Origin of the sequence: Pedobacter sp. Leaf176 (assembly GCF_001424305.1) — a bacterium.
In the GTDB taxonomy this organism is placed as follows: Bacteria; Bacteroidota; Bacteroidia; order Sphingobacteriales; family Sphingobacteriaceae; genus Pedobacter.
The window spans coordinates 1-12,981 of sequence record NZ_LMPD01000002.1; the positions used below are offsets into that span (position 1 = coordinate 1).

At 43.6% G+C, this 12,981-nt stretch carries 8 protein-coding genes and 1 pseudogene; all 9 read right to left on the reverse strand.

Annotation, left to right across the window (positions count from 1 at the left end; translation table 11 throughout):
• Positions 1-779, reverse strand: a 779-nt coding sequence (locus ASF92_RS21360; protein ID WP_369817084.1) for an RHS repeat domain-containing protein, incomplete at both ends; no start/stop codon positions are given.
• 1 nt (position 780) lies between these two features.
• A pseudogene (locus tag ASF92_RS21580) lies at positions 781-3,251 on the reverse strand (DUF6443 domain-containing protein); the annotation flags it as partial.
• Positions 3,252-3,377: 126 nt separating this feature from the next.
• A complete protein-coding gene (locus ASF92_RS05610) occupies positions 3,378-6,860 on the reverse strand; it encodes a hypothetical protein (RefSeq protein ID WP_056089222.1) in 3,483 nt (1,160 codons plus the stop codon).
• Between the two features lie 25 nt (positions 6,861-6,885).
• Positions 6,886-7,425: a hypothetical protein gene (locus ASF92_RS05615; RefSeq protein WP_056089225.1), complete on the reverse strand. Its 540-nt coding sequence runs from the start codon at positions 7,423-7,425 to the stop codon at positions 6,886-6,888.
• Positions 7,426-8,622: a PilN domain-containing protein gene (locus ASF92_RS05620; RefSeq protein WP_056089228.1), complete on the reverse strand. Its 1,197-nt coding sequence runs from the start codon at positions 8,620-8,622 to the stop codon at positions 7,426-7,428. It abuts the gene before it with no gap.
• Position 8,623: 1 nt separating this feature from the next.
• Positions 8,624-10,582, reverse strand: a complete 1,959-nt coding sequence (locus tag ASF92_RS05625) for a type II secretion system protein GspD (RefSeq protein WP_056089230.1) — start codon at positions 10,580-10,582, stop codon at positions 8,624-8,626.
• Positions 10,583-12,007 (reverse strand): GspE/PulE family protein, encoded by a 1,425-nt coding sequence (locus tag ASF92_RS05630; RefSeq protein WP_056089234.1) that lies wholly within the window; start codon positions 12,005-12,007, stop codon positions 10,583-10,585.
• Between the two features lie 3 nt (positions 12,008-12,010).
• A complete protein-coding gene (locus ASF92_RS05635) occupies positions 12,011-12,532 on the reverse strand; it encodes a hypothetical protein (RefSeq protein WP_056089235.1) in 522 nt (173 codons plus the stop codon).
• A 1-nt stretch (position 12,533) separates the two neighbouring features.
• Positions 12,534-12,950 (reverse strand): type IV pilin protein, encoded by a 417-nt coding sequence (locus tag ASF92_RS05640; RefSeq protein WP_056089238.1) that lies wholly within the window; start codon positions 12,948-12,950, stop codon positions 12,534-12,536.
• Positions 12,951-12,981: the final 31 nt, after the last annotated feature.

Consider the following 12,981-nt stretch of genomic DNA (forward strand, 5'->3'; position numbering starts at 1 on the left):
CCTAGCTCCTCCTGCAACTCCTTGCCATTATAAAGGTACTTATTTGTATTTGAATTTGGCGAATTCATCTTTCTTAAACCAAAAGCATAGTAGTCATCCCTTTGAATCACCTCTATTTGCTGGTTAGCGGGGTTCTGGTAGAAAGTTGCCCTTACATTGCCCAGGTGATCACTCAAATTGTATTCATAACTGTAGCTACCACTGTTGTTCCTGGCTACCCCTTCTTCCGTATGGATGATATCAATATGATCTTCATCACCCTCAATGCCATCAAAATAACTGCGCAGATTGCCATTGGTATACCTGGCTAGTTTCTTGCCTGTTGCATCGTAAACGTAGTTCAGGTACCTCGTGCCATCAGTAGCTGTTACTGGAAGGTTAAGGCTGTTGTACGTCAAATCCATCCCATTACGGCCATCTTTAACTACATTGCCGTTAATATCATAGTTATACTGCCCCGTCAGGCTGTTCACCGACAGCAATTTGTTTCCCTCGTAGTTATACAATTTAATACCGGAATTGTCCCTGTTCAAACCGGTTATATTACCCATTTCATCGTAGTTCAGCTCCTCACTCATTATAATTCCAGTACTCGCCGCTTTGCTTAGGCGGTTAAGCTTGTCGTATTCATAATTAAACGCATTAGGTAGGCTTAGTCCTGAGCCCCAGGACTGGACGGAGATGTTCCCGTTGAACTGCGGGTGCGTTGCATCCTCGTATTTAAGTTCCATACTGAACTCGTTGCTCGTGCTGCTTTTCAGCCAGCCCCGCTCATTGTANATGTTCCCGTTGAACTGCGGGTGCGTTGCATCCTCGTATTTAAGTTCCATACTGAACTCGTTGCTCGTGCTGCTTTTCAGCCAGCCCCGCTCATTGTAACGGAAATCTGTATGCTGCGCAAAAGGCAATCCATTTACACTATGCAGGTTCTTTGTTTTTAACTGCCCCAGCTCATTGTAATCCAGTTTGCTTAAGGTAACCTCCGGCTGCCCATTTATTTTAGAGAAACTCTTTATTTTTCTGCCCTGAAGATCATATTCATAACGGTTCGCAATAGAGGCTGTTGCATTGTATGCAACATAGCTGCGCAGGCTTGAAATCAGTTCCCCGGAAAAATTATAGGTGTTTTCCGTAACCTGAGTTGCTAAACTATCCGTTTTTTTCTTTTCCTGGATCACCCGGCCTTCCTCATCATAATAATAAACCGTGAGTATAAAATAATTTGTACCTTCTATTGCAGTCTTTGTACCGGTGAGCAGGCCTTTGGTTTTGGTACTACCAGGCTGGCTGGCCGAGGGACCGCCATAAACATTGCCGTTGAAATCATAATCATCATAATAATTGATGATGCGGAAATTCCTGGTCAGTTGTACGCCATTATTTGCAGACTGTGGTAAAGACAAATCGTTATACCCTGTTTCTGTATTTCCATTATCCCGCGTTTCCCAAAGCACGGTTTCCGCTTCCAGTGCTTGTGACCCAATCTGCAGAGCTCCCCTATCCACCTGCGCAACACTGGTGTCCGCTGAAGTTCCCGGCGCCTCTATATAGCCCGTTATCACCAACCGGCCCAAGGCATCGTATTTATTGAAAGTAAGCAGTTGGGGAGTCTGTGCCCGCTGATTCCCGTCCTGCGTGAAAACCAACTGGTCAAGCTTATTGTAAAATAGCCATTCCCAGCTTTTTCCAGGAACCTTTTTTTGCTGAAGCCGGTTACGTCCATCATAATGATAGCCATAGATAAACGAAACAAATACATGGTCTGTTTCATTAAAACTGTCCAGAGGATATTTACCATGCTCGTTTACCGCCGGGGGCAATACATAACGCAGGTTACCCAGGTCATCATAAATATAATAAGTACTCAAGCTTTTGGCATTCGTTTCCCAAACCCTTTTTAAAACGACCCGGCCTTCAAAGTCTTTGTATTCATCTGTCGTACCGGCCAGACTATCCCCTGGGCTCCAGTTCTCATCTTTGGAGGTGGTTTTGTAGAGCTTACCTGCGGCATAGCTACTGTCTGAATTGGCACCAGTGGCAGTTACCTTCCAGAGTTTAACTTCGTTCTGGTTGGTGCCGTATTCCATTTTCAGCGTATGGCCGTTTCCAACCTGCCAGGTATTGCCGGGAGCACCCTGTTCGGTTACCCGGTTTAAAGGACTTGGTTCAAAAACCGTTTCAGCGAAAGGGCTTGCGGTATTGGGAATGCTGCTTAAAGCAGGCTGACTGTTGTAAAAAGAAGCCTGCGCTCCGCTCAAAGCATTGCTCCGGTAGGAACCGCTATTACCCGCTTCTGTGTAAGGCAGGTATTTTTTTACCTCCCGGCCGAAATTATCATAAGCCACAGGCTGGATGATGTCGCTGCCCGAAGGACTGGCCTTGATGTTGACCGTTTGCAAGGGTCTGCCCAAACCATCAATATATTGTATCACCTGGTTTACCTCGCAGGTACTATTAATGTTAGCGGTATCTACGCCGGCTACTTTGAAAATCTTCGACAGGATGTAATTCTGGTTATTACTTGCCACAAAGGACGCGGTTAGACAGTTTGGATCGGTACCTTGCCTGGTTACGGTGAAACTTACCTCCCCGGTATAGGTTCCGTTAGCGTAATTCTTTGTTGCAGTAATCACATGGTTGCCAGCGCTTAATGTCTGCGGATCAATCGTCGTGGCGGGAACACCATCTAAAGTAAAGGAAACACCACTTACCGAAGCGTTAAAGAAGCTGGAAATTGGCACAATAGTGGTTCCTGAGCCTATAGTCTGCAGTTGAGCCGCCCCCACAAATTCCGGTGCTTCGACCGTTATGGTAAAGGTGTTGTATTGGAAATGGTCATAAGGCGTAGTGGTGTGATCATTGGGTTTACGGCCGGAAAAAGTTACATACTGACGAACGTTTATGGTAGTTCCTACATCGCTGATATTGGGTACAAAGCTCAAGGTTTCCAGACTGCCGGCTATTCTGCCAGGAACCTCATACCAGGCATTTCTATCACTATACCGGCTACCGCTTCCCTGGTTCCTTACACCCATGGTCTGGAATGTTGCCGCCGGCCCGGTACTCTGGCCCGGAGCAACATACATGGTTTTGTTGGTATACGTAGGTACTTCGTCCGAAAAATACGGGCCCAAATCGCTGCTCAGGTAAAACATCCCATCGGGCGGCAACGCTACCTGAGACATGGAGAGCAAGGGTACAAACAGCAGGAAAAGGACTAAAAATTTAATGGCTTTATTACAGAGTATCATGCGCTTAATTTTAGATTGTATAGTATTTTTCGTTTCGCCAGAAGCGAAAAAAATTAATTATATAAATTTTGTGACCAGCAACTCACTAACTAGTGTCGCAATTGCTGGATGACTATTCATTTGGCTTTAGTTTTTATAGTGGTAGATGTTGCTTTTAACAATGTTTTGGTTCTGGTCTTTCACATATCGCAAGCGGCCGAAAACATCATACTCATAGCTGTTTTTCAATCCCTTCATATCAGTGTGGCTGGTCATACCGAGCAGGGTATTGTATGTAAAAGACTCGACCTGGGCAGATGGCAGATTGGCTCTAAGGGTATTTCCAATAGTCTCCACTGCAGCATCTGATGGATTTTTATCATTTCTGAAATCTTCCACAGCCTGAGTACCTCCGAGTACAGCAAGAACCGCAGCATAGTCAGCATTGGATACCTTGGCAACCAGGTAATCTCCGCCATAACCCCAGATGTAACACATGGGAGCACCACCCTCCTGCTTTACAGAAACCCCTGTGCCGTGAGAATCATAATTCAGGAAGCGGATTCTGGCTTCTTCTGTTTCGCTCAGCCTTTGGCTATAGATTATGCTGGGCGCGTATACATTCCCTCCCCAGTCTGCAAAATCTTTCCGTTGATAAATTATCTGGTCATTGTTTAAAAACTGCCTTTCACCGACAATATTTTTAATCATATTCCGGGAATACATTACTGAAAAGACAGCGGCATTTGGACCGGAGATGGCCCTATCCTTCGTATATTCGATTACTGTTTTACGCTCTTCATTCTTGCTGTTTACAATTTTGCTTTCCTTAAGGTAAAATTCCGATTGGTCGTAGGTATTGCTGGTTGTTGTTACTAGGTCTGCCTGACCCGGATGAAAATCTGTAGTTACGCTCTCGGTAAGTTCAGCCCTGCCTGCAAAGGGCGTAAAGCTGCTCATCAGAAAATAATGCGGATCTGCAGTTGGTACAATGTGCGGAATGGTTAGCGCTGTATCAACCCACATGAACTTCACCGGTGCGATACTGATGGATCTGAAATTTTCAACACGTCCAGCCTGGTTGTAATAATCATCTACGCCAAAGGCATAAGTGTTTTCAGTCTTTTTCAATAACTGGTTGGAAGCATTATAGATTTCTTCCTTTTTTAAAAGACCGTAAGACCAGCTCGCATATTCAGTGGGAACAGATGGAAATATGTCTTGAACAATAGGCGCATAATCCTGAAATGAGGTGAAATTTCGTACGGTTTTGCCGATTGAGTTTCCGTTGGACGTTGTTTTTTCAACAACTCTCTTATAGGTCACCGGGCTTCCGTTGGCGTATGCAATATCATTTATGCTTGATGAAGTCCGTATTATATAATTATAATTAAAATTGCCCTGGTAAGATGGTTCATGGAATATCTCGGGGTCTTCTTCGTACTCATACTTAACCATATAGCTGTATACCGGTTTGAATCCGAGAGCGCCAGATGAAGTACCGTCCTCATTGAGGTATTCATATTCTTTAACCTGTGCCAGCTGAGTGCTGTTGTCGGTAAAATCAGATACCTTTTTTGCCCTTAAACCTCCAACAAATTCCTGAACGTGGGTTAAAGTAATTGTAGATGTGCCCCCTGCATTGGTTTCTCTCCAGTTGATTTGTGCATAATCATTATATCCCGATAAGTTGGCCGTATAAGCTTTTATAGTATAGGTTTGGTTTTTGACGAGACCGGAAAGTGAAAAAGATTTTGTGATGTGATAAGGATCAGGACTCGGGTCTGTAAAATTTATCTGCTGAGTGGAAATCAAACCATTAGAAGCGTTATAAATTTCAAAAGTAATCGAGCATCCGGAACTACAGCTTCCACCAAGTGGATTAATGGTAATATCAAAATTAGTTGAGGTACTATTTTCTCCCTGAAATAAAAATGTTTGTGTTCCGGAAGGATAGTTGTCGCTACTTACGGATATCGTCGTATTCTGATAACTGTAAGGCGGCAGGGTTGTCGTAACTGTTTCATTTTGTTCCAGCCAATTGTCTTTCGCTCTGTTGGCTTCCATGTCAAAAACGGTACTCCCTCCGGTTGGATAGCTCATTTTAACCATAGAGCCAGCTTTTACCCTGGTTGGATCGGTATCCCTGTTTCCGCCTTGGAATTCCCTGAAATTGCCATATTGCCCGTTTGGCGCAATAAGGTATTCTTTCGGAATAAATGAACCCTGGTTAAAGTTATAATAACCCCAATGATCTTGCTGAACACTGAACTTTGGGGGCAAGACTGCTCCGTTGAAATATTCAAAAGTATAAGGTTTATCCTGTATTTCAGAGGCTCCTCCAATTGGTATTACACTTAACAGCGTCGCCCTGCCCGCTAAAGAATAATCATGGCTTAGCAGGTATCCGAAGCTGGCGTCTCCTTTACTCATTTTTACCTTTTGTAACAGGTAATCGCCATATAAATCCTGGCGCATGGCCGATTGGTAGTAAAAGTCGGCAGCATTCCCATCCGGAAAAGTAATTTTCCTCAAACGCTTACCAAAAACATCAACCGAAGAACCTCCGCCCATACTTGCAGGAAACCCAACACCATCATTATATAAAGGAATTGCATCGGTAGCAGATACGCCATATTCATTTCTGAATGATACGTTATCATAGCTGAAGTCAATAGAATCATTATTGGTTGGATTATAAATCTTGCTTAAATACCAGGATGAGGTATATGAGCTGTTCCAGCCACTGCCATTTACCCTTACGGAAAGTTCGTAATCTTCAAATACATACTTATAGCCATATTCATCTGTTATAATGAATTTAGAAAACAAAGGCTTTCCATTGATGATGTCTGTGAATTTCTCAACTTTAATTTTTGTCTGCTCAAGAAAAAGAATATCTCCATTCTTACCCAGAACGAAGCGGCCACTCTGCCCATTGAAGCTATAGTTAAAAATATCATTCTGGGTATCCACCAGTCCTGCATTCATTCGGTAAAAAGTCCTTTCGTTATTGGCAATTAAGCCATAATTATTACCTTCATTATTATTAACAGGCATTTGTTTATAGAGGAAACCGTCGCCTGGAAGTTCGTCATAAACTCCTCTTACCGTTCTTGATACAACACCTCCCGCATTCAATGCCCAGCCAAGACCTACGTTTGATGCTGTTTCATCTACTTTTATACCACCCAGGTGATAATTCAAAGAAATGTTTATTTGTTTCCCAAAATTTTTGCCTGCCCATGCGTATATTGGCACACTCACAGATGGGATGCCTGTTGATTGCCCGATTGGCATGTTACCAAACTTGTTGAGTGCAGCTGCATTTGGGGCTGGCGGGATGACGTTTTCTAAACTTGGCGTTAGTGAAGCAGTCTGGGCAGAGGCGCAGAAATGGATAAGCATGAGCAGCATGTAACTACCGCCGAAAATAATATTCCTGATGTTAAGCATATGGGTATAATTAGCGTTAAAATTTTTTATTGTAATTGATGATTCCAGTATTCTGTTGGCTAATATCCTCTGCAAGGAGGACTTGCCGAAATCTTTTTGACGATCGATCGGTATCGCTTGACGAACGATCGTTTTCGCGTGACGAACGAAATCCGGAACATTTAAAATCTTCAAATTATCTGTCTATTCAGGCCCGGTCTTAATGCAGTATTCCTGATAATTCCAGCTTCATGGTCAGCTTTCCATCCGGTTCAGTACCCTGCTTTTTATCCCGTTTGATTTCAAATCCGGACGTCCTGCCGATGCCATTCGTTTTACTTATGGAATCCAGTAACCTGGCCATTTGGGGGTAGTTCCCCTTAAAATGATAATACTGTTTTAAAATATGAAGCTTGGTCAGCGTGGTGTCCGTTTGGGCAGTTAACTCAGGGGAAAAATTTATCTCCAATCCCTTGCCCATTGCCATTCCGGAAAGGGATTGCCATAAGTGTCCTTCATAATCCTCAGATTTGATATGGTAGCTTTTGATAACTGAGGTATAGAAATTATGCTTTCGGCTTATCGCCGGAAAAGCGCTGTCCATTTCCCCCGATCCGGCCTGCTCTTTCTTTAAACTGCTGTTTAACCGGAAAGCTGAAACCGCCTGGCGGAAAGAAAAGTTCCAGGCCAGGTAACCCAGCACTAGCATTGCAGCGATTAACAGACTGTTTTTTTTTTTATAGTCGAGATTTTTGAGCATTTAATAGGCAATTAGTAAGTTAAACTGGTAATCTTCAGATTCATTATCCTGGTTAAAACCAAGCAGCTTTACCGATTTAACCCACTTCTTTTCTTTAAGCATAAAAAGCCAGTTGTTTACGGCGGTCAGGTTTCCGGTTTGTCCGGAAATCTTTATCTCAGGTTGTACCTCAGATTCAGTTCCCCTTTTACCTACGCCATTCACAGATACCTCGGTTAAAGACAAAGCAACAGGGCAGCTCCTGGCGATTTCATTGAGGATGAAGCCATAATTATAGCCGCCGTGCCAGTGCATTTTATTCAGTAAGGCTTCGTCTTCCGCGATGCTTTTTTTAAGCAGATCAACCTGACCTGCAGAAGCGGCCTGCGCACCGGCCTTTCCAGCTAAGCCCGCATTTTCAGTATTGTAGTGTGAAAAAACCAAAAAGCTGGCTAGCAGACTCACAAACAAGCCGGTTAAAAACAGGAAGGCCTTTTTCTTTAGCCCGACATTTTGAGATAAATCGACGAATCGAAGATTAACAGAATCCACATCCGCTAATACCAAAGTTAATTTGTCGTGCAGGATGAGCTGAAAAGCCGCAGCATAACTAAGCACATAAATCTCATCTATTGCCTGATCGGCAATTTTTAAGGGAAACTTATTCTTTTCGTCCTGCTGGTAACGATAAGACAGGAGTTTTTTACTTTCCGACAGCGTGAACTGATGGCCACCGAAACTCAATAAGGTATCATATGCATTGAGCAAAGTCCAGATTTGTGATGATACAGATGCACCCAGCGAGCAGGCAAAAACCTTAAAACCCGCCTTGCCAAAAGTTTCTAGTAGCGGATCAATGGTCATTTTACGTGCCAGGTGTACTACTGCGTGTTTATCTCCTTCTAAAACCTGTTTATAAAAGTCTTTAAGCTGAACCCCGGGAAATGCGGAAATGGCGAGCTGCTCCTGCTGAGCATCCGGGCCGGCATCCACCATTTTGTACAAAATTCCTTTGCCACTAAAAACGATGGATACCGGGAAATTTTTCGGTAGCACTTCCAATACCTTCACCAGTGTCCCCTGAATTGTCTTTTTGATTTCTATGTCGATTGTGCTCCCTTTTTTTTTAAGCAGGCAATACCGAGCCTCATAATGCTGCTCCCCTAGTAAAATCAGCTCCAGTCCGAGAACGGTATTTATTCCATCATCCCCTATCATATTAATAAAGAATTACCGGCTTGATGAATACCAGTGTCACCACCTTGTTGTTCGATTTTTCGCGGCTGCTGAAAAGCCATTTCAATATTGGAATCCTGGATAAAACAGGGATACCGGAACCTGATTCATTGCTTTCGGTGCGTTCCAGGCCGCCAAGAACAATCATATCCTCATTCTTCGCCCGGATGATAGAACTGAACTTACTTGTCGATTTTGGAGGCGGCGCATTGAGTGGTGGCGTACCAATAAAATCCGAAATGTTTACAGAGATATTCAGCGTCACCTGGTCATCGCCCGAAACAACCGGTTTGATGTTAATTTCCAGGTTGGCATTCACTTCGGTAAAGGTCTGGGTCACTACCGTCTGCGCGTTAAGTGAGGGTACAATATTCTGGGTACTCTGGCTATAATAACGGGAACTCCCAATACTTAAATTCGCGGAATGGCCGTTTAAGGTAGACAGTTTTGGTACGGAACGGATTTCCACGTTGCTGTTATTTTCAAGGGCGCTAAGCCTTACATAAAAGTTTGGTGTAACCCGGCCCAGGTTGATGGAGTTATTGCTGCCAAGCCGGGAGAGAAAACTGTTTATCGAATTTGCGCCAAAAGTATAATCCAGTCCCGGTAATACGGTTCCACCTGTTTTAATGCTATCCGATACGCCTGCTGAAATCCCCGTCTTAACGGCTTTTCCTTTACGGATATCGACCAGGGTAACCTCTATGAGTACCATAGGCACAACCTTATCAATCTGTTTAATGTAGTTTTCGATTTCATTTATCTGGGGCGCCGAACCTGAAAGCAGGATGGTATTTTGTTCCCTGAATTCCTTTATCTCTACACCTTTTTTCCATTCTGCAGGAATCATCATCTGTATGGTATCGAGCGAACGGTGTTGAAGTTGAATAATGCGGTTAGAACGTAAGCCTTCCAGTTTCCGGTCGCCAATGAGGTAAATACCACCATCCCTTTTGTAAGTATATTCTGTTCCCTGTAGTAAAGCGGTTAGAAAGTTGTCATAGCTAATGCCGTTCAGGTGCGTGGTTACACTTCCTTTGATGTCAGAATAAATAAAATAATTGATATTTGCTTCAACAGATGCTGACTTTACCAAATCGAGAATAGGCGAATTGAGGGCATCTATGGAGATAAGCTTATTGCCTTGCGCATCTTTTTTGGAAGACAAATTAAATGCCCCGCCTGCACCACCCGATGCGCCGGCGGCAACAGGCTTGTTAACTCTTTTAACCGACGTTTCCTTATCTCCGCTGATGTATAATTCTTCTCCTTCTAACAGTGGCTGGAAGAGGTATACATGGTCATTGGTTTTTACGAATTTAAGTTCATTGGCGTAAGCCATCTTTTCCAGCGCCGTTTCAAATGGTGCCGCAGCAATAAAGCCAGTTACTTTTTTTGAAAGCAAATTAACAGGAACCACAACGTTTTTCATCGACAAACGGCTGATTTTTCTGGCCACTTCACTCAGGGAATCATTGTTGAGTTCAAAACTCAGGTAATCATTTGCAGCATTATAGGTTACGCTGATGTCACGGGGTAATACCACTGTTTTAGGCACAGCTGCTTTAGTGACTGACATAATTGAACCAATGATGTTAATGTCCAGGTCGTACTCTTTGGCCATGAAAAGCAGGATATTAAGTGCAGACTCATTTCTAAAGTTATTAAACACTTTAAAGTTAAGTGTTGGGTCAACATTGATGTTGAGGTTATTGGCCTGCGCCAGTGCCCGCAGGAATTCCTGGGCAGTAGCCCCCGACATCGCCATTTGCACTTTCTGGTTTAACCCAGGAACCATAACAGAGACGCTTTTCAGCCGCTCTTCTACCTGGCGTAGCCGCTCCTGCTGAACCAGGTTCTGCCCGAAGACAGTAACAGGACAAAAGTTCAGTATTGTCAGGCAGCAAAAAATTATCAAAAATAATAGGTATCTGTTTTTCATTTATACAGCTAAGAGTAATGGAAAAATTTCTTCCAGTGAGGTTTTACCTTCCGAAAAAAGCATAAAAACATTTTCGGAAAGGGTTTTAATGTTACGTGATTTGAGCAACGGTTCTACCGACATATTTCCCTGTTTAATTTCATGCGCCAAATCGGCATCTACGGGTATCACTTCGTATACCGCTTTTCGTCCCTTATATCCGGTAAAATAACATTCCGGGCAACCTGAAGGTAAAAACTGCGTTTCCAAAACCACCGGTGCCTTAAACTGCCTTGGATATCCGGAACCGTCGAAATCAGCCTTTTTCTTGCATGCCGGGCATAGTAAACGAACCAAACGCTGGGCAATTGTCGTGTTTAAAGTATTGGCAACTAAAAAACCGGGTATGCCCATGTCAATTAACCTGGAAACCGTTCCCCAGGCGGAGTTGGTATGGATGGTAGAAAGCACCAAGTGACCGGTCAGCGCCGCCCGGATGGCCATATTAGCTGTTTCAGGGTCACGGATTTCCCCCACCATTATCACGTCAGGATCCTGCCTTAAAAAGGTGCGCAGCGCCGAAGCAAAACCCAACCCGATGCTTTCTTTTAGCTGTACCTGGTTAATGCCTTCAAGTGTATATTCAATCGGGTCTTCGATTGTTAATATGTTTCGGGTTGTTTTATTCAATAGCTTTAGCGTGGCATAAAGGGTTGTTGTTTTTCCTGAACCCGTTGGCCCGCTAATCAGGATAATGCCGTTTGGCCTTTGCACGCCTTGCATATAATTAAACATGTCCTCCTGGGACAAGCCAAGGGTACTGAGTTCGATGTCTGTACTGCTGTTGCTGAGTAAGCGAAGCACTATCTTTTCGCCATGCAAAGTGGGCAACACCGACACCCGGATATCAAATGCGCCCTGCGAAGGGGAACGGAACTGTATCCGGCCATCCTGTGGCAAGCGCTTCTCAGCAATATCCAGGCTGGCCATGATTTTAATCTTGTTAACTAAAGCCGGATAATCTTCTTTCGCTACCCGGTAACGCTCAATCATCATCCCATCGATGCGGATGCGAACCCTGGAATTCTTTTCAAAAGTTTCGATATGAATATCACTACTTTTCAGCCTGCGGGCTTCTTCTATCAGGGTATTTAAAAAATCCTCCCCGGCAGAAATCGAGGCCATGCCATCACCGGATGAAGCTGCCCCGGAAGAATGGCTCAGGTAATGTGTAGAGAGCAGGCGGCTGATTTCTTCCTTCTCCAAAGTATGGAGCGCTATTTTTTTATCCAGTACCACTTCGAGTTCTTCCTGTAATTCGGGCAAGGAAACATCATCGCCACAGTACAAGCCTAGTGTACCATTCTCCTTTCCATTTGGAATAACCCTATACTGCAAAGCCAGTTCAGCGGGTACCTGGTGTAATATATCTGCCGAAAACTCCATATCCTATCCGATAAAATAATTCCGCAATAAATTTTCTGAGCAAATGTTTATACCTGGATGGCCGTAATCCAAAATCATTAGCATAAGCAGGCAAATCGCCTGGTAACCCGCAAGCGGTATTTTCAAGCTATTTTGCTTTAAAAAAGCATTCCTGAAAACAGTTACCAAAATCACCAATAGTAAACTCCCGACATAAAAAAGCACATAACTCAAAAGCGGCAGGTATATGCTCATCGCCATTAGAAAACATAAATCGCCCAGCCCGAAATAGCCTTTAAAAATATTCACTCTTTTTCCCTTCTTCAATGAAAAATAAATGCTTAAAGACAAAACCTGCAAGACAACAAAGACTGAATTTTGCATGGTCCTTTCCATGGAAATCCTGAAACCAAAATTCAGAAACGTAACCAGTCCGAGGCCGGAAAACAGCAATACAAACAGCCACCAGTGTACTGCCCGGAATTTATAATCTTCCCATGCAATAATCGCGAGCACCACTAACATCAATCCAAAAATTACTAGCATTTTAATCAGGAGTTACTTCCTTTAAATTCTTATCCTGGTCAATTTGCCACACATTATAAACGCCATCGCCGTCAAAATCCGCGACTGCAGTTGCTTTGGCCGAAAACGTATTGTTGCTTGCGCCTGTTACCTCTATTTTATAATTGGCTTTCCCGTCCTGACCGTCAGATGAAAGTTTCTCCTGGATAAAACCAAGCTCCGCTAAATCATTGCTATAGCGGGAATGTTCGTAGAAGTAACTCTGCTCCAGTTTCGCCAGGTGTTCGAGCTGAAGTTTAGCCTCTGTTGTTTTGGCCTTGGTAATCAAAGGCATCAGGTTCGGTAATGCCAACAGCACCAGTATCCCGATAATCACCAGTACAATCAGGATCTCGGTTAAGGTATAGGCATCAATTTTTTTATTCAGCAGTTTGCTCATGGCACAAAATCTTTAGGGTAAACCGGCAAAA